The organism is Coleofasciculus sp. D1-CHI-01 (assembly GCF_040218875.1).
In the GTDB taxonomy this organism is placed as follows: Bacteria; Cyanobacteriota; Cyanobacteriia; order Cyanobacteriales; family Coleofasciculaceae; genus Coleofasciculus.
On sequence record NZ_JAVJQP010000031.1, the window covers coordinates 1 to 20,906 of the forward strand.

The 20,906-nt window shown below is 45.2% G+C and carries 17 protein-coding genes; 6 read left to right on the forward strand and 11 right to left on the reverse strand.

Annotated features, from left to right (window positions below; all coding sequences use genetic code 11):
* The first annotated feature begins 396 nt into the window (after positions 1-396).
* The 3 genes from RIB93_RS06350 (at position 397) to tnpA (ending at position 7,391) form a co-directional block, all read left to right on the forward strand.
* A complete protein-coding gene (locus tag RIB93_RS06350; RefSeq protein WP_446371364.1) occupies positions 397-5,361 on the forward strand; it encodes a CHAT domain-containing protein in 4,965 nt (1,654 codons plus the stop codon).
* Between the two features lie 163 nt (positions 5,362-5,524).
* Positions 5,525-6,766 carry a bifunctional ornithine acetyltransferase/N-acetylglutamate synthase gene (argJ, locus tag RIB93_RS06355; protein WP_446371366.1) on the forward strand — a complete coding sequence of 414 codons (1,242 nt, stop codon included), beginning with the start codon at positions 5,525-5,527 and terminating at the stop codon, positions 6,764-6,766.
* A 211-nt stretch (positions 6,767-6,977) separates the two neighbouring features.
* Positions 6,978-7,391 (forward strand): IS200/IS605 family transposase, encoded by a 414-nt coding sequence (tnpA, locus tag RIB93_RS06360; protein WP_446371368.1) that lies wholly within the window; start codon positions 6,978-6,980, stop codon positions 7,389-7,391.
* Between the two features lie 487 nt (positions 7,392-7,878).
* Here tnpA and RIB93_RS06365 read toward each other — a convergent pair whose 3' ends face one another.
* Positions 7,879-8,502: a class I SAM-dependent methyltransferase gene (locus tag RIB93_RS06365; protein ID WP_446371370.1), complete on the reverse strand. Its 624-nt coding sequence runs from the start codon at positions 8,500-8,502 to the stop codon at positions 7,879-7,881.
* A 111-nt stretch (positions 8,503-8,613) separates the two neighbouring features.
* Between RIB93_RS06365 and hemH the strand changes: the two genes are divergently transcribed.
* The gene (gene hemH, locus RIB93_RS06370) at positions 8,614-9,777 is read left to right on the forward strand and encodes a ferrochelatase (RefSeq protein ID WP_446371372.1); all 1,164 of its coding nucleotides are present in this window, start codon (positions 8,614-8,616) and stop codon (positions 9,775-9,777) included.
* 251 nt (positions 9,778-10,028) lie between these two features.
* Here the strand turns inward: hemH and rpsU are convergent, their stop codons facing one another.
* The 3 genes from rpsU to dapF form a co-directional block, all read right to left on the reverse strand.
* Positions 10,029-10,208 (reverse strand): 30S ribosomal protein S21, encoded by a 180-nt coding sequence (gene rpsU, locus RIB93_RS06375; protein ID WP_006098158.1) that lies wholly within the window; start codon positions 10,206-10,208, stop codon positions 10,029-10,031.
* Positions 10,209-10,874: 666 nt separating this feature from the next.
* Complete coding sequence (gene dusB, locus RIB93_RS06380) at positions 10,875-11,879, reverse strand: tRNA dihydrouridine synthase DusB (RefSeq protein WP_446371374.1); 1,005 nt, start codon at positions 11,877-11,879, stop codon at positions 10,875-10,877.
* A gap of 504 nt (positions 11,880-12,383) precedes the next feature.
* The gene (gene dapF, locus RIB93_RS06385) at positions 12,384-13,223 is read right to left on the reverse strand and encodes a diaminopimelate epimerase (protein WP_446371376.1); all 840 of its coding nucleotides are present in this window, start codon (positions 13,221-13,223) and stop codon (positions 12,384-12,386) included.
* Between the two features lie 27 nt (positions 13,224-13,250).
* Between dapF and RIB93_RS06390 the strand changes: the two genes are divergently transcribed.
* Positions 13,251-13,595: an Hfq-related RNA-binding protein gene (locus RIB93_RS06390; RefSeq protein ID WP_446371378.1), complete on the forward strand. Its 345-nt coding sequence runs from the start codon at positions 13,251-13,253 to the stop codon at positions 13,593-13,595.
* A gap of 153 nt (positions 13,596-13,748) precedes the next feature.
* On the opposite strand, the gene RIB93_RS06395 is transcribed toward RIB93_RS06390, so the two are convergent.
* The 7 genes from RIB93_RS06395 to RIB93_RS06425 all read right to left on the reverse strand — a co-directional run bounded on the left by RIB93_RS06395 (position 13,749) and on the right by RIB93_RS06425 (position 20,351).
* Positions 13,749-16,055: a cation:proton antiporter domain-containing protein gene (locus RIB93_RS06395; RefSeq protein ID WP_446371380.1), complete on the reverse strand. Its 2,307-nt coding sequence runs from the start codon at positions 16,053-16,055 to the stop codon at positions 13,749-13,751.
* Positions 16,056-17,270: 1,215 nt separating this feature from the next.
* Positions 17,271-17,756, reverse strand: a complete 486-nt coding sequence (locus RIB93_RS06400) for a tetratricopeptide repeat protein (protein ID WP_446371382.1) — start codon at positions 17,754-17,756, stop codon at positions 17,271-17,273.
* Positions 17,757-17,771: 15 nt separating this feature from the next.
* Positions 17,772-18,128: a hypothetical protein gene (locus RIB93_RS06405; RefSeq protein ID WP_446371384.1), complete on the reverse strand. Its 357-nt coding sequence runs from the start codon at positions 18,126-18,128 to the stop codon at positions 17,772-17,774.
* 386 nt (positions 18,129-18,514) lie between these two features.
* A complete protein-coding gene (locus RIB93_RS06410; protein WP_446371386.1) occupies positions 18,515-19,036 on the reverse strand; it encodes a RipA family octameric membrane protein in 522 nt (173 codons plus the stop codon).
* A gap of 52 nt (positions 19,037-19,088) precedes the next feature.
* Positions 19,089-19,391, reverse strand: a complete 303-nt coding sequence (locus tag RIB93_RS06415; protein ID WP_446371388.1) for a hypothetical protein — start codon at positions 19,389-19,391, stop codon at positions 19,089-19,091.
* 55 nt (positions 19,392-19,446) lie between these two features.
* Positions 19,447-20,094 carry a pentapeptide repeat-containing protein gene (locus tag RIB93_RS06420; RefSeq protein WP_446371390.1) on the reverse strand — a complete coding sequence of 216 codons (648 nt, stop codon included), beginning with the start codon at positions 20,092-20,094 and terminating at the stop codon, positions 19,447-19,449.
* Positions 20,095-20,108: 14 nt separating this feature from the next.
* Positions 20,109-20,351, reverse strand: a complete 243-nt coding sequence (locus RIB93_RS06425) for a hypothetical protein (protein WP_446371392.1) — start codon at positions 20,349-20,351, stop codon at positions 20,109-20,111.
* 183 nt (positions 20,352-20,534) lie between these two features.
* Here RIB93_RS06425 and RIB93_RS06430 point away from each other — a divergent pair, with 183 nt between their 5' ends.
* Positions 20,535-20,729, forward strand: a complete 195-nt coding sequence (locus RIB93_RS06430; RefSeq protein ID WP_446371394.1) for a hypothetical protein — start codon at positions 20,535-20,537, stop codon at positions 20,727-20,729.
* The last annotated feature ends 177 nt before the right edge of the window (positions 20,730-20,906 follow it).

Genomic DNA, 20,906 nt, shown 5'->3' on the forward strand with positions numbered 1-20,906 from the left:
CACGGAAGGGGGAGCATCAAAGCCCCTCCAAATAAAAAATATTATTCCGCTTCCCTCTCCTTGTAGGAGAGGGCTAGGGAGAGGTTCGGGGAGGGGGAAAGGGGAGGGGTCAGACCCCTCAGTTAATGACCAGCAGTATCCCTACAAGAGGGGGGAGGACAGAGAATGTTTCACTTTTTTTGCACGGGAGAAGGGGAACCGGACTCTCTTGCTCCCCTCTTGCTCCCCTCTTGCTCCCCTCTTGCTCCCCTCTCCCAAGCTTGGGAGAGGGGCTGGGGGTGAGGGCTGGCGTGGGAGAGGGGGCTGTAGCTTAAATTGACACAGATGAGGACTCATCTACCCTAATTAATTGACCAACCGCTCTATTAAAAATACTCTTAAAAAGAGAGGCAAACTATGTTTATAAATCAGGTATCGCATTTACTCAAAACCAACCCCTCAGCCATCAAAAGAATTAGCCGATGGATAGCCGCCATTGCTCTATTCACACCCTTTAGCAGTCCATGGGTGCAAGCTCAATCAATTACAGCAGAAACCGACGGAACTGCGACAACGATTACCATTGATGGCAATCAATTTAATATAGAAGGCAACACGCTTTCGGAAGATGGAGCAAATTTATTCCATAGTTTCCAGGACTTTGGATTAGATGCGGGTCAGATTGCCAACTTTTTATCCAATCCTGACATTCGCAATATTTTCGGGCGGGTGATGGGCGGTAATGCTTCCATTATTAATGGTCTAATTCAAGTAACTGGCGGCAATTCTAATTTATTTCTGATGAATCCGGCGGGGATTGTGTTTGGCGCAAATGCTCAATTGAATGTCCCAGCAGATTTTACAGCAACGACAGCCACAGGGATTGGTTTTGGCGAGGGGAATTGGTTTAATGCCTTTGGTGGGAATGAGTATCAGGATTTAGTCGGAAATCCCAGTGGTTTTGCCTTTGATTTAGCGCAACCGGGAAGCGTGATTAATGCGGGGAATTTGGCGGTAACAGAAGGGCATAATTTAACCTTACTGGGAGGTACTGTTATCAGCACCGGGGAATTAGCTGCACCAGGAGGAAATATTACAGTTGCGGCGGTTTCGGGGGAAAGTTTGGTCAGGATTAGTCAACCGGGACAATTATTAAGTTTGGAAATAGAACCGCCACGGGATAGTGAGGGGATGTTGCTTCCGGTTGCGCCATTTGATTTGGCAACCTTGCTGACGGGAAGTGGTGAAACGGGGGAGACAGGGTTAACAGTTTCCGAGGAAACAGTACAGGTAACCGATACAGAATTCAGCGTCGGAAATGGAGACGCGATCGCAAACAGTATAACAGCCCAAACCGCAACATTATCGGCGTCTAACAATTTAATGTTAGTCCCCGTAGGGGCGCACCGACGTGCGCCCTTTTTGGTAACAACAGGAGATTTAACTCTTTTAGGGAAAAATACGCTGTTTGCGAGGGATAGTGTGGCGCATCCGTTTATCGCCCAAGCTGGCGGAAATTTGTATATTCAGGGGAATCAAGGGATTGACATTTGGGCGCTGAATCATCAAGAAACGCCGTTTGTCAGTGGCGGAAATCTCAGCTTAGTCAGTAATGGGATTATTTCCGGAGATGCTCATTTTGCCAGTGGCGGAAGTTTGGCGATGCTGAATTTATCGGGGGAACCAGGTAATTTTGTCAGTTTGTATGATCCGATTATTAAAAGTAATGGAGATGTAACCATTGGAAAGTACATCGGTGCATCTCTAAAGATAGAAGCAGTAGGGAATATTACAACTGGAATAATCGAAATCGATAATCCGGAAACAGGGGCAGCCGTAGCAGGTGATCCTGATGCAGATATTCTGACAAGTGGGAGAGCATTAATCCTGCGAGCTGGTGTTACTATTCCTCCGGGTAATATTCAAGAACCGGGAAATATAGATGATACTTATTCATCACCAGCTTCACCAGATGGTAGTATCACCGTAGGAGAGATCACTTCAAACTACGATAATCTAGAGCCACTCACAGTAATTTTAGAAGCAAAAGGTAACATTGATACCCAAAGGATAGACGCTGGAGGAGATATTAATATTACTAGCTGGAATGGAGCAATTACAAGCAACGGACAGGATATAGAAGCTTCTCTAGGATCGCTCAATTCAGAAGATGTCGATTACACAGGGAGCATTGATATTTCTGCTGCCGGAGACATCGCCATACAACGTCTATCTACATCTTATATTTCTACTTCAAGCGACGCTAGTGATGCTGACTCGATTACGGTGACTTCCACGAATGGCAATATAATCGCTGATGAAATAACAGCCGTCTCTTTATCGCATTTTAACAGTTCAAGTAATGGCGGTGCGATTGAAATTCGTGCTGACAACGGTAGTATTACTATCAACGATAGGCTTTGGTCTTATTCTAGTGCAGCATCCAAGGGCGGCTCTGGCAATGCTGGTAACGGCGGTGAAATTAGATTGACAGCCAGAAATGACATAACTATGCCATCTACATCGGTAGGTATACAAGCCCAATCGGATAGTAACTCTGGCAGTGCTGGTAATGGTGGCAGCATTAGTATCACTAGCAATGAGGGCAATATCAAAATTTTTACAACAGCTCCCAACTATATTGGCTTACAAACCCGATCTGATTTTCAGGGTTCTGGGACTTCTGGAAATGGAGGCAACATTCAAATCATTGCGCCACAAGGTAATATTGAGATAGATCGCATCAATTCCAGTTCGAGTCAAAAGGGTGGCTCAATTACTATCATAAGTGGTGGTATTATAAATATCAAGAATGGTGCTTTAAATGCTGCGGGTGGCAGTAATGGGGGCAATATCAGTTTCATGGCTCCTGGTAATATTTTCACGGGTGAAATTACTTCCTTCTCAAGTGGCTTTAATGGAAATAGCGGAAATATTACAATTACTAGCAGCAATGGAAATATCGATACCAGTGCGGGTTCACTAATTACTTCTGCTGCTCAGGGAACTGGTGGAAATATAATCCTTGATGCTGCTGGCAGTATTACTGTAGATGCAGTCAACGCTTTATCTTTCTCAAACACAGGTGGCACAGGTGGCAAAATCAATCTCACTGCCCCTAACACTATTGCACTTAGCGGAGATATCGAAACTAATGCAAACAACATTATCTTTGATGGTTCAGTAACGCTAATTGACAATGCTTCTGTGAGCATTTCTGACATCGGCAACGTCATCTTTAAAGACACCATTGATGGGACTCAAAATCTCAGCCTCGACACCGATATCGGTATTGTTTTGTTTGAAGATGTCGTCGGCGGTTCCATACCGCTAAACAATTTGAATGTTGAAAGTGAAATCAAGACCAATAATTTAGCAGGTGTAGATATCACCACAGTCAATAATCTTGAAACCGAGAACATCATCTCACCCAGAGGTATTACTCTTACCAGTACCAACGGAGACATCTCTACTGATATTCTTAACTCCTCTGCCTTTGGCAATGGTGGCAATATTACACTTGATGCTCGTGAGAATATTACCGTCAGCCAAATTAATGCTCAAAGTTTCGGAAATGGCACAGGAGGAAATGTTGATATTACAGCGAGCAACTTCTTCCGGGCGACTGACTCTTTCTTAGACCAGAATGGTATAGATGCCAGTATTTCTACTGCTGGAGTTGTAGATGGTGGTACTATTATTCTGCGCCACGCGGGAGAAGGCATCACTCCATTTATTGTTGGCAATGCGGATACTAATGGTACTGAAGGCGCGATAACCAGGGGAAATGCCACACCTGAGAATACAATGTTGCCAACTCAAGCCTATTATTCCACTCATAAACAGGATGCAGATCAGATTCAAATTATATCCATTCCTAAATCACCGCCACCCTCACCTGATCTCAATCCTATAACTGCTCCTCGCACTCCCAGTCCAAATCCCAATTCTGGTTCAAATCCTGGTTCTGAAACAAATCCCAATTCTGGTTCACAGACTAATCCACTAGAATCGCTTGCCCTTTTAGTTGGAGATATTTTAGGAGCTGAAACTAAAATCAATCAAGATCCGGTAACCGGAGATTATAGTTTCAATTGGACAATTCCACAAAACCCAGCCCATACTCTATCCCTAAATGTCAACAATTCTCTCCCCATACTACAACAACAAGATGATATTGTTGCCGAAATTGACCAACTCTTTGAAGACCAATATGAAGACTACTTCGGCGAAAATATCACCGATAAAGAAATCACCGCCGAAAACCTGCGCGAAACCCTAAAAACCATCGAAAGTCAAACCGGACAACGAGCCGTGGTTATCTATGTTCGCGCCTTTCCCGACCAACTGCAACTCGTTTTAGTCACCCCTGACACCCCACCCATCCCCAAAACCATCCCCAATATCAACCGCCAACAACTAGAGCAAGAATTAAAGAAATTCAACCACGCGATTAACAATAACACCAGCCATGCCTACTTACCCACCGCTCAAACCCTCTACAAATGGCTAATTGCTCCCCTAGAAAATGAAATCGAAAACCTAGAAATCGATACCCTTATCTTCTCCATGGATGCCGGATTACGCCTAATTCCCCTCGCCGCCCTCCATGACGGACAACAGTTTCTAGTTGAAAACTATAGTATCGGGTTTGTTCCCAGCTTCAGCCTCACCGATACCAGTTATCAAACCCTAAAAGACGCTCAAGTTTTAGCAATGGGAAGGGACGACTTTTCCAATTCCACCCAAGACGATTTACCCTCTGTTCCCCTAGAACTATCCACCATTGTCGGCAACTTATGGACAGGTGACTCCTTCCAAAACCAAGACTTTACCCTGGATAACCTCCGCACTCAACGCCGCCAAAACCCCTACAGCATCGTTCACCTCGCCACCCACGCCGACTTTCCCCCAGACGGCGGGAAAGGTGCTTACATCCAACTGTGGAACCAGAAACTCGGATTAGAGGAACTCAGACTCGTCGAATGGTACGCCCCGCCCACCGTCGAACTCTTAACCCTCAGCGCCTGTAAAACCGCTGTCGGCGATGAAAATGCCGAGATGGGATTTGCAGGTTTAGCCGTACAAGCCGGGGTCAAATCCGCCCTCGCCAGTCTCTGGAAAGTCAATGATGCTGGCACATTAGCCCTAATGACAGGATTTTATTCCCAACTGAGCAAAGACGAAATTACCATCAAAGCCAAAGCCCTGCAACAAGCCCAAATTGCCATGCTGCGGGGAGAGGTGCGGATTGAATCGGGTCAACTGGTGGGAACAGATATAACCGTCAGCCTACCGCAACAGTTAAAAAACCTGAATGATTCTCAACTATCCCATCCCTATTATTGGGCAGGATTCACCATGGTTGGTATTCCTTGGTAATTTCCACGATTTTTTAGCTCCCTCAAATCGTACCCATGTATATTTAAGATTTTCTGGGTCTTCCGCAGCTATTACAGCACAAAAGTGAAATTTACCGATTATTGACCCTGAGTGTTGATATAATCGCTACTCGAACCACTACCAGGGTTGAGGTAAAAAAATCATGTCAGACTGGCAGGAAATTACAGGTGGCGTCACAGCACCTAGAGGATATCGTGCATCTGGAATAGTAGCTGGACTTAAGCCTTCAGGACTGCCAGATTTAGCATTGATTGTATCGGATATTGAGGCGATCGCAGCCGGAGTCTTTACCCAGAATCAGGTTTGTGCTGCACCTGTTACCTATTGTCGCCAGCGTTTGCAAAAAAAAGCCAGCGCCCGTGCTATTTTAGTCAACGCTGGTCAAGCGAATGCGGCAACCGGGGAAGCCGGGTGGCAAGATGCTTTGGACTCGGCGAAGGCATTGGCACAAGCCTTGAATATTGCTCCAGAGTCTATTTTATTAGGCTCCACGGGTGTGATTGGACAGCGTATTCGCATGGATGCCCTCCTCGCCGGAATTCCTCAATTGGTGGAAGGCTTATCAGAACTGGGTTCCAATGCTGCTTCCCAAGCGATTATTACGACAGATTTGGTGACAAAATCCATTGCCTTGGAAACCACGATTGACGATCGCCCGGTACGAATTGGCGGAATTGCCAAGGGTTCAGGGATGATTCACCCGAATATGGCAACACTGCTGGCGTTTGTTACCTGTGATGCGGTAGTTGCTACACCGTTATGGCAAAAAATGTTAAGTCGGGCGGCGGATAAAAGCTTTAATCAAATTACTGTCGATGGCGATACCAGTACCAACGATACCCTGATTGCCTTGGCGAATGGTCAATCCCGCACCTCAGCGATTACAGAAATGGGACCCCATGCTGAAAAGCTAGAGGCGATGCTGACGGCGGTATGCCAACATTTAGCCAAGGCGATCGCACGAGATGGCGAAGGGGCGACGTGTTTGATGGAAGTACACGTCACAGGCGCACCCAATGATCAAGCCGCGCGCCAAATTGCCCGAACGATTGCGGGTTCATCCCTAGTGAAATCTGCCATATTTGGTCGTGATCCCAACTGGGGAAGAATAGCGGGCGCTGCGGGGCGTGCAGGTGCCCCCTTTTCCCAAGAAGCCTTGCGGATTCAGATGGGGGATTTTGTGCTAATGGATAAGGGTCAACCTTTACCCTTTGACCGAGATGCGGCGAGTGCTTATTTGAAAAATGCCGCGACTGGGGCGTATTTGAAAGAGGATACCGTTTTAATTTCGGTCAGTATTGGCAATGAACCAGGTACGGGTAAGGCGTGGGGCTGTGATTTGAGTTATGACTATGTGAAAATTAATGCCGAGTATACGACGTGAGGGCGATGGTTCGGTTCAGGGGGTGATGGTTCGGTTCAGGGGGTGATGGTTCGGTTCAGGGGGCGATGGTTCGGTTCAGGGGGTGATGGTTCGGTTCAGGGGGTGATGGTTCGGTTCAGGGGGCGATTGAAATCGCGGCTACACAAACGAAGTCCGCCTTCGCGGACTAGGTTATATATCAGGTCCCGACCAAAGGACGGGTTCAAGAAATATGAGGTCTAATTTTACCCAGTTGTATCTTCATTGTGTTTGGGCAACTTGGGATAGATTGCCTTTGCTTACAAGCGATATCCAGGAGGCAGTTTATGCAGCAATTATTGGGGAATGCCAACAGCTAAAATGTACAGTTATTGCTTTGGGCGGTATTGAAGATCATGTACATCTATTAATCAGTTTTCTCCCTACTATAGCGGTTTCCGACTTGATAAAACAAGTTAAAGGAAGTTCTTCTCATTTAGTTACCCATGAAATCAAGCCAGGGGAATTCTTCAAATGGCAAGGCAGCTACGGCGCATTCACTGTTAGCCATAATAATCTTGACCAGGTAGCTAATTACATCAGAAATCAGCCGATTCATCATCGACATAAATCAATAATTCCTACTTGGGAATTAATGGCTAACTGATTAATTCAATTATTCATAGTGTTTATAAATCGTGTTTATATGTAAAAACCTGCTTCTAAGCTGTTATTCATTTAAACCTTAATGTCAGAAACTGCAAAACCCTTGTAATGCGAGCATCTTGCTCGCTACCCATTCCCAATTTAAATGCGTGACAGCTTATTGGTTTCCAATAAAGTACAAGTTGTAAGTCCGCGAAGGCGGACTTTGTTTGTGTAGCTGCGAATTCCATTCGCCCAGCTTGTGTAATTGTTTCTCGACGCCCTTCACTGGGAAGCCAATTGGACAGAAGCCCCCACTGACATTTTCCGCCAACGGGTGGAACAATCTCTTAAGCGCGATCGCTCTACCACCACCCCTCAATTATCATGCTCAAGAAAATCGGCATCATTCATTGGGGTCAGGTCAGGGCGGGTTTTGCACAAACGTTATTATCCATAGCCTGCGCGAAAGTCCCTAAACCCGCCCCTACAAACCCTGCTTTTACTGCTCACTTTTTTGCCTGAATCACCTGCAAACTTCCCCCCGCATGGAGACGCTGTTCACAGGATGCAAACCCTGTCTGCTTCAGCAATCTCACCAAATCCGTCTCCAATAATTGCCACGCCGTTTCCGTTTCAAATAACCAGAGAAACAGGGCGACTCCCGGCATAAATAAGACATTCGTCGGCTTGTGAAAATCCACCAGCGCGAACACACCACCGGGTTTGATCACCCGATACACTTCTCGAAGAATTTGCTGCAACACTGACGGCGGCATCTCATGGAGTGCTACACTGGTATGCACCAGGTCAAACTGATTCTCCGAAAACGGCATATTCTCGGCAAAGGCTTCTACATACTTTGCTTGAGGCACGTTCTTTTCGGCGCGTTGCAGCGATAAGGGTGAAACATCCAGTCCTGTGACATTCTGGGAATACTCCACCAGAAAGCGGGTAGCCTGACCCCCGCCACAGCAAAGGTCTAACACTTGGGTTTCTGAGTCAATTGTTAAGCCGTGCAAAGGCAGATGGTGGAATCGCCGTTCTCCACCCACACTGGTGGCGGCTAATCGAGAAATCGTGTCATATAGCCACTGATACTGATAACTCAACGGTCTTAATACGGTTGCCATAGTTCTGCTAGGATCAAGAATCTAGATTTTTTCCGGAAAACTCAGACCATTACCAGCATATATTGTTAAAATCAGTAACAAATATGAAATATTTGGAATGCCGTGGTTGCTATGGGTCGTGTTGGGGTATTATTACTTAATTTAGGTGGACCGGATAATTTAGAGGATGTCCGCCCCTTTCTTTTTAATCTATTTGCCGATCCCGAAATTATTCGCCTGCCATTTTCGTGGATGCAAAAGCCCCTTGCTTGGTTCATCTCGACAATGCGGGCAAAGAAGTCGCAAGAGAATTACCGCCAAATTGGTGGAGGTTCACCGCTGCGGCACATTACTGAAGCCCAAGCCCAAGCTTTACAGGAGACGTTAAAGCAGCAGGGGCAAGAGGCGAATATCTATGTGGGTATGCGTTACTGGCATCCCTTCACCGAGGAAGCGATCGCCCATGTTAAACGCGATCGCATTGAACACCTGGTCATTTTACCCCTATACCCCCAATTTTCCATCAGTACCAGTGGTTCCAGTTTCCGGCTTCTGGAACAACTTTGGCAGGACGATGCTAAACTCAACCAACTGGAATACACGGTCATTCCCTCTTGGTATCAAGAACCGGGCTACCTGCAAGCCATGGCAGACTTAATTGATCAGGAACTGCAACGGTTTGATCATCCTGACGCTGTTCATATTTTCTTCAGCGCCCATGGTGTTCCCAGTAGCTATGTCACAGAAGCTGGAGACCCCTACCAACAAGAGATTGAGCATTGCACAGATCTAATTATGCAGACGCTCAATCGCCCCAACCCTCATACCCTGGCGTATCAAAGTCGGGTAGGTCCTGTGGAGTGGCTGCAACCCTACACTGAAGATGCACTGAAAGAGTTAGGGAATCAAGGAGTCGAAGACTTGCTGGTTGTCCCGATTAGCTTTGTATCTGAACATATTGAAACGTTACAAGAAGTTGATATTGAATATCGGGAAATCGCAGAAGAAGCTGGAATTGACAACTTCCAGCGAGTTCCAGCACTCAATACCCATCCCGTTTTTATTGAATCCCTCGCCACCTTAGTCGTAGATGCCTTAAACACGCCGCCACGAACATTTGCCGAAGTTGTGCGCCCCAGCAAAAAAGTTAAAATGTATCCCCAAGAACGTTGGGAATGGGGTATGACAACGGCGGCTGAAGTCTGGAATGGTCGTTTGGCGATGATTGGCTTTCTAGCTTTAGTTTTGGAGTTAATTAGTGGTCAAGGACCACTTCATTTTGTGGGATTGTTATAAAACAGAGGTAAATGTTTTTACCTTGTCTCCCCCCTTCCTCCTTCCCGGCGAACCTTCTGCCTTGTCTTCACCAACGTGTAAGTATTCAACCAGACATGATATGAGTTTTGGTGGAAAAAAGGGATAAAATACTTCAATCAGCCGTCAGGACTAACTGGCGGCTGACAAACTATTCCTGTGGTTTTTGCGAATACACCACATGACATCCCGATTGGAATGTCTATTTGGATGAAAAGGTATTGAGAAATTGCTTAGCGGACTCGCCGCTTACGTCGTCTAGCTACTGCTTTGCGCTTTTTCTTTTCAATCGGCGTCTCAAAGTGGCGCAAGCGCTTCATATCTGCAAAAATTCCTGCTTTGGACACTTGCCGCTTAAATCGGCGCAGCGCTGACTCAATTCCTTCATTTTCGCCTACAACCACTTGGGTCATACTATATCCTCCTTCTAGCGTACAATAAGTAATGGATGATAATAATCATCCAACTCGATCTCTAACAAAATTAGCGTATTTAGACCAGCAGCGATACTGATCAATCGTGACTGTGCTTAGACTACACTCCCTGGACTAAACAGTAATTCAAAAGTAACTGAGACGGCTTCACTCATGAAAGTAGAGCAAACACCTAAACAGTTTTGACCATTACTAGCGTTGATTGAGTGACGCTCTAACGCTTCTCGCTTCGGGTAAGCCTAAGCTTCTGAATCCCTTAAATGGGCGCTCAGAGATGCTTTCAAGGTACTCGTAGTCTTTCCCTTTACGGCTTGTATAGTGAGGTCTGCGCTCACTCTTCCCCACTTGTACGGGGAACAGCTAGTGTGGCTTAACCGCTTCTAAAAACCTAGACAAACCTACCCATCAGTAATTCTGCCTTGGTATAAGTCCACGGTGTAACTTTTGGTCGATAACCCTACCGATACATCTCTATTTTACGTTTGGTTTTGCATTACTTTATCTGCCCATCAATGGCATCGTTGGACACATTTATCTGAAATATTTTAACGACTGTTGCCATAGTAGCGATTAATTCCCATGGGAACAAGCCTGTCCCCTTATCCGGTGAGACAGGACTGAACTTGGCTTGCCATCATGCCCAGATTACAACTTCGCGATCGCAGTGTCAATCAACGTCACCCCCTGTTTCACCGTTTCAATGCGACTTAGCTGATCTCGCAAGTCGCTGGCTCCCACAAAACCCTTAGTATACCACGCCAAATGTTTTCTGGCTTGCTGAACGCCGCGATCGCCTTTATACTCCCATAAAGCCTGTAAGTGTTCCTTGGCACAGATTAACCGTTCTACCGGAGTCGGTGGTGCTAACCGTTTCGCCGTTTTCAGAAAATGGTCAATTTCTCCCACCAAAAACGGATACCCCAATGTTCCTCGCGAACACATCACCCCATCCGCCCCCGTCTGTTCCAAGCATTTCACGGCTGACTCTACTGAAAAAATATCGCCATTGGCAATAACTGGAATCGACAGAACCTGCTTCACCTTACCAATCCACTCCCACTTTGCCTCACCCTTATACCCCTGGGCGCGGGTACGGGCGTGCAACGTTAGCATTTGCGCCCCCGCATCCTCCATCCGCTTGGCAAAATCGAGGATATTAATCTCGTCATCACTCCAACCAATCCGCGTCTTCACCGTAACCGGAACAGACACCGCCTCCACCACCGCCCGGACAATCGCCACCGCCGTTTCCGGTTCTCGCAGTAACGACGAACCCCCTCCCTTTTTGGTAATTTTATTCACCGGACATCCCATATTAATATCCACTGTATCCGCGCCTTCCGCTACAGCTTTCTGGGCGGCTTCTCCCAGAAAATCGGGGCGACAGTCAAATAACTGGATACTAATCGGCTTTTCATTAGGATCAACATCCATGATTTTGGATAAACCCTTGACATGATGCAATCCGGCTGCATGAACCATCTCCGTATACATCATCGACTCTGGCGCATAGCGGCGCACCAAACGACGGAATACCAAATCCGTAACACCAGACAGAGGAGACTGGAGAACCCGACTCTTAACTTCAAACGAACCAATTTTCAGAGGAGTCGCTAATCGCTGTTGTAATTGGGGAGACAAAAGAATCATTGTTCATCAAGATAAATTAGGTTATTTATGTTTCGATAACTACAGAAAAAATTCACATTTTTAGTATAAGAATAACACTCTTAATGTGTTGACAGGATGCGTAACTTATTCAAGTCAACACCTTGATGGCTCATGAAAGCTGAACAACCATTACGGATTAAGGCTTTTAAGTTGTATAATGAAAGAACTAGATTAAATAAAATTTCATTGACTTAAGCTGGATTCGTAGTAGGCTCTTTATTGCCAGAAACCTCAAAGGTTTTGGTTTAGATGCAGGTGAAATTGCTAACTTTTTGGCAAATTTGAACCTCAACAATATTTTCAGACGAGTGATGGGGGAAATCCCGCACTGATTAATGGTGCGTTTACTTTAGTTAGTAGGAAGTCCTTGGTAAGGGAGTTTTGAGCATGTAGGGGCGGGTTTCATTATTATCGTTTCTTACCTAACCCAGATGTAACTAAACCCGCCCCGACTAAGTGTAGTTGGGAATCTAGCGCCAGCAATCACTCCATCGTACCCGTAAACACTCGCTGCGCCGGTCCAGTCATGTAAATTCGTTGATCAACCTCTGACCATTCAATCTCCAAACAGCCACCAGGAAGTTCCACGGTGCAGGTGCGATCGCATTTTCCCGTCAATACCCCCGCGACTACCGAAGCACAAGCCCCCGTACCACAAGCTAAAGTAGCTCCAGCCCCCCGTTCCCAGACTCGCATTTTGATATAATCTGGGCGCACCACTTGAATAAATTCAGTATTGGTGCGTTTGGGGAAGGCTGAATGATGCTCGAATTGAGGTCCAATAAGTTCTAGGGGAATAGCACTCACGTCTTCTACAAACGTAATACAGTGAGGATTGCCCATGCTCACACAAGTGACCTGCCAACTCTTCCCGCCCACCTCTAAGGGAACATTAATCACCTTTTGCTCTCCTTGAATTAAGGTTGTCGGGATTTGAGAGGTTAAAAGCTGAGGCATACCCATATTCACCCTAACTTTGCCGTCTCCTTCCAGTTTCGGCGTAATCACCCCCGCTAAGGTATGAATCTGATACTCCCTTGAATCGGTGACTCCCTGCAAATCGGCGAGAAACTGCGCCAAACAGCGAATCCCATTGCCACACATTTCCGGTTCCGAGCCATCGGCGTTAAAAATCCGCATACTATAGTCAGTACCCTCTTGTCCAGGTAGGGCAAAAATCACCCCATCAGCACCGATGCCAAAGTTGCGATCGCACCATTGCACGGCTTGCTCTGAAGTGATTAGCGGGTCTGGCTTTGACCGATTATCAATCAGAATGAAGTCATTCCCCAAACCGTGGTACTTTGTAAATTCAAATTCCATTATTGTCTCCCGCTTAACCATCTAATTATGAGTGAATTGGCCACCAATCTACCCAGTGTTCGTCAACTACAAAGCTTGATTCGAGAAGCCCAAGAGGTTGAACTGAAACTCATCACCAATGAAATCTTTACAGGCAGAGTGCGCTGGCAAGACACATCCTGCTTATGTATTTTAGATGAACAGGAGCAGCCGATTATTATTTGGTATCATGCGATCGCCTATATTAAACCCAAAGGAGGCGGTGGCATGAATCGATCCTTACAAGTACGCCAAGAGTCTGCCGTGGCGAGTTCTGAAACAGCAGAGAGTTATGAAACAGTAGAAAGTTCAGAAACAGAGGAGAGTGCCGAAAATCCCTTTGAATTTGCCTAATTTGTCATTGGTCATTCGTCATTGGTCATTCGTCATTCATCCTGACTTTTCACGGTATGTGGCGTCTCTGTAGGGGCGGGTTTCACGACTATCTTTTCGGTTGCAACCAGATGTAACTAAACCCGCCCCGACTCAGGTGTCATTTGTCATTTGTCATTTGTCATTTGTCAGAGTTTGATGAAGCGGAACATCGGTGATACTACTATCAGGCAGGGGCGTTAACCACTCCTGTAATTGATTTAGGGGATAACTTCCGCCACACAATAGCAGGTGATCTTGCGCTCGAATTTCGGCATTCCCATCGGGAAAAGGGATAAACTTCCCTTCTCGACGGATTGCCTGCACCTGAATCCCATATTGACGCCGCCAATGGAGTTGGGACAGGTTTTTCCCGTGGGCTGGACTCTCTTGGGGTACCAACACCCATTGACAGGGACTGCTGGTGGCAGGATTTGTCATTTCCCCCTCTGCCAATTTCTTAAAGGCAGAGAGTTCATCGGGTTCACCCACCGCTAAAAGGCGATCGCCTTCTTCCAAACTCACCCCAGCATCGGGATAATCGATTTCCTCACCTTCAGTCCGCTGAATTGCCACCAAGCTAACCCCGGTTAAGCGGCGAATATCGGCTTGTTCTAACGTCATACCCGTCAGTGGAGAATCCTCTGGCAAATCATACCACTTACTATTCATCATCTCAGCCGCCGTCCGCAAATCGCGGGCAATCTGAGATTGGGGTTGTTGCGGGCGCAAATCCAGGTAATGGGAACTGCGAATTTTTTCCATTTCCTGCTGAATCACCCAATTGGGGACGCCAATTCCTGACATCAAATGCGTCGCTAACTCCAAAGATGCCTCAAACTCCGGTTGCACCACCTCTCGCGCCCCCAGTTGGTACAGCAGTTCGATCTCCCGATCCTTATTCGCCCGCACGACGATATCTAAATTGGGGTTTAATTCTAGCGATCGCTTTAAACATAACCGACTACTCATGGCATCAGCCAAGACAATCACCATGGATTTTGCCCGTTCTACCCCAGCTTTATCCAAAACGTGTAAACTCGCCGCATTGCCGTAAACATAGGGAATTCCCGCGTCACGTAATTGCCCAATTACCTGCTCTGACTGCTCAACCACTACGATAGGATAATCATGCTCTCGCATCAGTCGCACTAAATTGCTACCGCTGCTTCCATACCCACAAATCACCACATGGTCTTTTAGCTGTTGGCTATTAAGTGATACGGCTTTCGGAGTTTCCATCGGTTCAAAATACCGTTGTAAGGGCGGAAAATTCTCTAACCAGTTCAATGCCAAGGGTGTTAATCGTAAGAGAAACGGTGTCACAATTAACGTCACTGCCGTTGTTCCTAAAATCAATAGATACACCGGGCGAGGCACTAATCCCAATGTTTGTCCTTCACTGGCTAACACAAACGAGAATTCCCCAATTTGAGCTAACCCCAGACCTGCCAGAATTGCTGTTTTTAAGGGATAGCCAAATAGTTTGACAATTGGTGTTATAATTAAAGCTTTACCCACCGAAACCAGCAAAACCAATCCCAAAATCAATTCCAGGTTAGTCCATAGAAAAATAGGATCGATTAGCATCCCAATCGCGGCAAAAAAGAGGGCAGCAAAGACATCGCGCAAGGGTTCCACATAAGTTAGGGTTTGATCGGCATATTCCACCTCGGAAATCATTAACCCCGCCACAAACGCCCCCATTTCAATCGAAAGTCCTAACTGTTCTGTCAGCAGGGCAATTCCCATACATAAACCCACAACCCCGAGTAAAAATACCTCTCGGCTTTCAGTACGGGCAAGCAATCGTAATAACGACGGAATCAACCATATTCCTACAGCAATGGCACCCGCCGCAAATAGACCAATTTTCAATAGGGCAAGTCCCACGGCTATACCAATCACGTCAGTGGGTTGGTCTAAAGCCGGGAGTACTGCTAACATTAACCCCAATGCCAAGTCTTGCACCACCAAAATCCCCAGCATGACTTGCCCGTGGGAGGTTTCGGTTTCGTTGCGTTCCATCAGGCATTTGAGAACCACCGCCGTGGATGACAACGACAAAATTCCTCCCAAAAACACACCTTGGGCGGGAGACGTGACCCAACCCATGCCCAGAGAGACTAATGTGGTGACTAAGATAGTCAGGACGATCTGGAGTCCACCACCACCTAAGGCAATCTTTTGTACTTTTTTCAGTTCCGCCAGGGAAAATTCTACCCCTAGGGCAAAGAGCAAAAATGCCACACCAAACTGAGCCAGGGTTTCAATTTGGATCACCTCTTTAATTAGACCCAAACCCGCCGGACCGACAATCATCCCCCCGACGATATAGCCCAAGAGCGGGGGTTGACGGCATAAGGATGCCAAGAGTCCGCCAGCCGCTGCTGACGCCAGAACAGATACGAAGTCAATAATCAGTCGGAAGTCTTCTTGCACCGGTGCGTTATAAAAATTAAAGTGCTATATCCTTCTAGGATACAAATTTTCTTAAGATTTCCAACATTTTGTTAACTCCGGCAACATTCTGTGATAGCACACCTGGCTTGGAGTCAACGGGCGGATCGAGCCATTCCTCGTCACTCGGCGACCTTCCCCCTATTTAGGTTTTTGGTGATAGCTCTGTGAGATCCTCCCCCCGTAAATCGAAGATTACACAGGGGGCTTCCCAAGAATCACTTCTTACTCACCGTTCGCTCAAATAATTTTATTTTGTTGGGTTTCCTGCGTCAATCCAAGCGACAACCTAAACTTAAGGAGACAACCCGATAAATTGATATCCACCGCCACCCACCAATAATTCTCAGATAGAATCGATGTAGGGTGGGTTAGGCGAAATTAAATCCAGAAAACAACCATTTAATGGGATATCCGCCGTAACCCACCAATAATGAAAACCTTACACCATTAAAACCTTTAATTTTGTTGGGTTTCCTGCGTCAATTCAATCGACAACCTAAATTTAAGGAAACAAGCCAATAAATTGATATCCACCGCCACCCACCAATAATTCTCAGATAGAATCGATGTAGATGTAGGGTGGGTTAGGCGGAATTAAATCCAGAAAAAAACCATTTAATGGGATATCCGCCGTAACCCACCAATAATGAAAACCTTACACCATTAAAACCTTTAATTTTGTTGGGTTTCCTGCGTCAAACCAACCGACAACCTAAACTTAAGGAAACAAGCCAATAAATTGATATCCACCGCCACCCACCAATAATTCTCAGATAGCATCAATGTAGGGTGGGTTAGGCGGAATTAAATCCAGGAAACAACCCGATAATTTGATATCCGCCGTAACCCACCAATAATGCACACCTTACACCATTAAAACCTTTAATTTTGTTGGGTTTCCTGCGTCAACCCAACCAACAACCTAAACTTAAGGAAACAAACCAATAAATTGATATCCACCGCCACCCACCAATAATTCTCAGATAGAATCGATGTAGGGTGGGTTAGGCGGAATTAAATCCAGGAAATAACCCAATAAATTGATATCCGCCGTAACCCACCAATAATGAACACCTTACACCATTAAAGCTTGGCGAATAGAAGGGAGCAGCTACACAAACAAAGTCCGCCTACGCGGACTTTTATTAAACTTGGATAAGTAGACATTCTTTATCCAGCCCCAACCCTATCCTTTTAATCATCAAGTTGAGCTTGAATCCCTTTAATTCGAGACTCTAACCTATCGCGCTGTTCCCTTTCTGGGCGAGTAATCGACACCAACGCTAATCCTTGTTGTAACAACACCCTCGCCCGGTAAAAATTACCATCAGCCACTTCTAATTCCGCTAAATCCAAACAGGCGCGAAGATTAATATTCTGGTTCAGGGAGTTTTCAAAACAAGTGCGGGCTTCTGTCGGGTTCTGCATCGCATCTCGGTAAAAGCAGCCAAATTCATACCAGAAGTGACCATTTTTCTGATTGTCAAACTTAATCGCTTGCTGGAAATGTTTGATGGCTTTTTGGTAAACCTTCCGCCCTTTGCTACTATAATTGTGACCTTGGGCTTGATAGCACCGCGCCATGTACCAGTGAGCAACGCCATGTTTAGGGTTTTTCGTCAGGATAGGTTGGAGATAATCCATGGCTGTGTAGGGATCTGGGGGTTGGCGTAGTAGCAAGAGAAGGGCATAGTTTCATGAGGCGAAGTTAATTTCTTTCTGGATATCATCGCCATACTTCCTGATTCGGAATTTAGCATTTTTAATAATTCTCTGATAAATTTCCTCGGCTTTATCTAACTCGCCATAGTCTCGAAAGAAGTTCGCCGCATAGATCAAGTTTTGCCACTGCGATGTATGGAGTCGAGACTGGCTGATAAAATCGGCTAATCGATAACAGGTTTCATAATCTAAATTATCTTGGAAGTAGCCAAAAATAATGCAGATAATAGTTGTATTGTCCGGGTACTGCTGCAAGGCAAGATTGACAGCTTCTTGAATTATTTGAGGTTGAGCATGGTGATATAGGACAGGTAAAAATGTAGTCCACAAAGATTGGTCTATTTTTGCTTGCTGACTAATCCATTGCCACTGCTGGATGATAATAGGTTCAATCTCGATGATGTCTTTGCCAGCCTTTCCAACTACAGCTAAGTAAGTTCTGCGAACTTCATGATCATCAGGAGTAGGGTGGGTTAGGCGGAATTAAATCCAGGAAATAGCCATTTAATGGGATATCCGCCGTAACCCACCAACAATGCACCCCTTACACCATTAAAGCCTTTAATTTTGTTGGGTTTCCTGCGTCACTCCAACCGACAACTTAAGGAAACCTCCCTATAATTTGATATCCACTGTAACCCACTAATAAGGTACATCTTGCACCGTTAAAGCTGTAGAAAAATTAAAATTGTGCTAATTTGTTCAAAAAAAAATAATTATTTCAATAAATTAATAAGGGAGTATATAAGTAAACCGAAATAGGGCAAACCCATAACAAGCGGGATGTATTTTTCTACGTTAGTCAAACGCAAATATTTTTGAATATTACTTTGGTCTTTATTTAACATTTCTGCTTCTGTGGCATAACAAGAAAAAGGTAAATATTTTTCCATCTCATGAATAACTTTAAACTTAGCTGAATTAAGCTGCTTATAGGAACGGATGTTAATATGCCACAAAAAACACAAGACAAGTCCCAAAATGGCTACGGCTAACAGAACCATATTTTGAGAGCCTGCGAAGAGACTTTTGTTAAAGCCAATAGAAATAAAAGCCAACCACCCCGACAGCAAGGAAATGTAAAAGCTATTCGTTTGACCTCTTCTGGCACTGATCCGGTCAGCCATTTCTACATACAGTTTGTATTGGTCTAATAGATGTGCCTGAAAGTTATCGCCGTAACTTTCTTTAGCTGCATCCGATAAGCAAGGTTGAGTTGTTTGCTGTGAGTCAATCATTTCGGAAAAATTATGTGGATTAGCTTCAGATAATCGGTCAGTATTTTAATCTTTACTGCACTTCTTTACTTTTCAGAAGTTCCTCTGCTTTCCTTCTACTTAATTCTTCACCTTTTGTTTGTAGAGAAGCCATAACTTTTTCATCAAAGGACTGAATCAAGTCATTTATATCTTCATACCGACACGTATCAAGCAATGAACGGTGGTTTACCCGCAGATCTGGTAGGGTAATTGGTTCATTTGATCCTTTCTCTAATAAAGGAAGTACTGGAACTGCAACTGAACATACAATATGAGGTAGCTCTTGAAGAACAATCTTGGGATCAGTGACGTCAGCGACTACAAATTTAGCCATGTGCGCTAGAGTAGATACAGTTTCAATAAAGGTGTGGCTTACTGGCTTTTCAAAATTAAAGATAACAGGTACATGTTCCTTGAAGTCTTGCTTTGCTAAAATTCACCTTTCTGAGCCATGCACCGCCCAAGTTTGCGTTGGTAAGATTTGCACCTGTGAGATTTGCCTTAAGTAAATCCGCTCTGTGCAGTTGTGCGCCTGTAAGATTTGCCCCACAGAGCTTCACTTCACCTAGATTTGCACCCCATAGCTTAGCATCACATAGAGTTGCTTCACTAAGGTCAGCTTTATCAAGATTTGCATTCATTAGATTTGCCCTGCTAAAGTTAGCACGGCTGAGATTAGCTTGTTGGAGTATTGCCCCATCAAGTTTTGCCTCGTTGAAGTTTATACCTCTGAGATCGAGTTCCAAAAGCTTTGCAGAACTGAGAGTTGCTTTGTTAAATTTCGCGCCCTTAAGGTTTGCTTCATGGAGATCTGCATCATAGAGATTGCTGCCGCTCAAATCTGTATTCTCAAAATTTACTCCTTGCAGATCAATTCCCTGTAAATTAACTCCACTGAGATCTCTATTACTTAGATCTGCACCTCGTAGGTTTATTACATTGAAATGCAATAGTTTTTTAGGATTCTCTTCTCTCCATTTATTCCAAACATTAGCTCCTTGATTGAGTAAATCGATTATTGATTGTTTATTGTTCATATAATTCTCTCTATTCAGTTTTTTCTAACCTGCTTGTCAGTCAACCCACCCTCAGCCTGATCATTTTCGGTCAATTCCACCAGAGAGGGAATCGTACAAGTAACAAACAATCTCGGCGGATCAGTTTGAGGGCGAACAGTCAGAGGTTTCTTCGTGGAATTTTGCCTCTCTAAGGTTCCATCAGCGACATCCAGCAACGCCGCCAATATACGCTTGGCATTCTCCTGAACGATTCGACCTTTACTATACTCTGTCATGCGTTGAACCCAGAGAGTTCTGTAAAACTTGATAACAACTTCAGGAAAACCGGAGGTGTTTTCCCTAACCGGAAGTGATAGAACTCCAAACCTAGTCTTTATTCTAAAGCCTTTACCCCAAGCCTGTTGCTTGCGGCTATCAACCGGACGATTTCATCGAACTGTAGCGTTCAAGGTTCGGTTATGGGTTCAACCAAAAATTGTCGATGGATTCAACAATTAATCCAGGGATTCAAACACTTGAATTCCCACCAATGGCTAATGATCATCATCAAGTTTCTGATTCCCTTCTTGATTGGATTGTTTTATCCCAATCTGGCGTTATTGATTGAAGTGTTAATTCTAATTGGGGAACTGTGGGATAGCTTAAGGCAGTAGCGCGGCACAGCTTATTTGGTAGATTAGCTTGGGTTCGTAGTGAGGGCTTTAGCCCTAGATTCTGTTGGGTTGAGCGAAGTCGAAACCCAACCTACAACCTAAGCTGTTCGGCATTTATAGCGCTACGCATTGAGGTTAGGACAATAAGAAAAGGCAACAGGCAACAGGCAACAGGCA

Excerpts from the sequence above, each read along its gene's own strand:
- RIB93_RS06350 (WP_446371364.1), top strand. The coding sequence starts at position 397 with ATGTTTATAAATCAGGTATCGCATTTACTCAAAACCAACCCCTCAGCC.
- argJ (WP_446371366.1), top strand. The coding sequence starts at position 5,525 with ATGTCAGACTGGCAGGAAATTACAGGTGGCGTCACAGCACCTAGAGGA.
- tnpA (WP_446371368.1), top strand. The coding sequence starts at position 6,978 with ATGAGGTCTAATTTTACCCAGTTGTATCTTCATTGTGTTTGGGCAACT.
- RIB93_RS06365 (WP_446371370.1), bottom strand. The coding sequence starts at position 8,502 with ATGGCAACCGTATTAAGACCGTTGAGTTATCAGTATCAGTGGCTATAT.
- hemH (WP_446371372.1), top strand. The coding sequence starts at position 8,614 with ATGGGTCGTGTTGGGGTATTATTACTTAATTTAGGTGGACCGGATAAT.
- rpsU (WP_006098158.1), bottom strand. The coding sequence starts at position 10,208 with ATGACCCAAGTGGTTGTAGGCGAAAATGAAGGAATTGAGTCAGCGCTG.
- dusB (WP_446371374.1), bottom strand. The coding sequence starts at position 11,879 with ATGATTCTTTTGTCTCCCCAATTACAACAGCGATTAGCGACTCCTCTG.
- dapF (WP_446371376.1), bottom strand. The coding sequence starts at position 13,223 with ATGGAATTTGAATTTACAAAGTACCACGGTTTGGGGAATGACTTCATT.
- RIB93_RS06390 (WP_446371378.1), top strand. The coding sequence starts at position 13,251 with ATGAGTGAATTGGCCACCAATCTACCCAGTGTTCGTCAACTACAAAGC.
- RIB93_RS06410 (WP_446371386.1), bottom strand. The coding sequence starts at position 19,036 with ATGATTGACTCACAGCAAACAACTCAACCTTGCTTATCGGATGCAGCT.
- RIB93_RS06415 (WP_446371388.1), bottom strand. The coding sequence starts at position 19,391 with ATGGCTAAATTTGTAGTCGCTGACGTCACTGATCCCAAGATTGTTCTT.
- RIB93_RS06420 (WP_446371390.1), bottom strand. The coding sequence starts at position 20,094 with ATGAACAATAAACAATCAATAATCGATTTACTCAATCAAGGAGCTAAT.
- RIB93_RS06425 (WP_446371392.1), bottom strand. The coding sequence starts at position 20,351 with ATGACAGAGTATAGTAAAGGTCGAATCGTTCAGGAGAATGCCAAGCGT.
- RIB93_RS06430 (WP_446371394.1), top strand. The coding sequence starts at position 20,535 with ATGGGTTCAACCAAAAATTGTCGATGGATTCAACAATTAATCCAGGGA.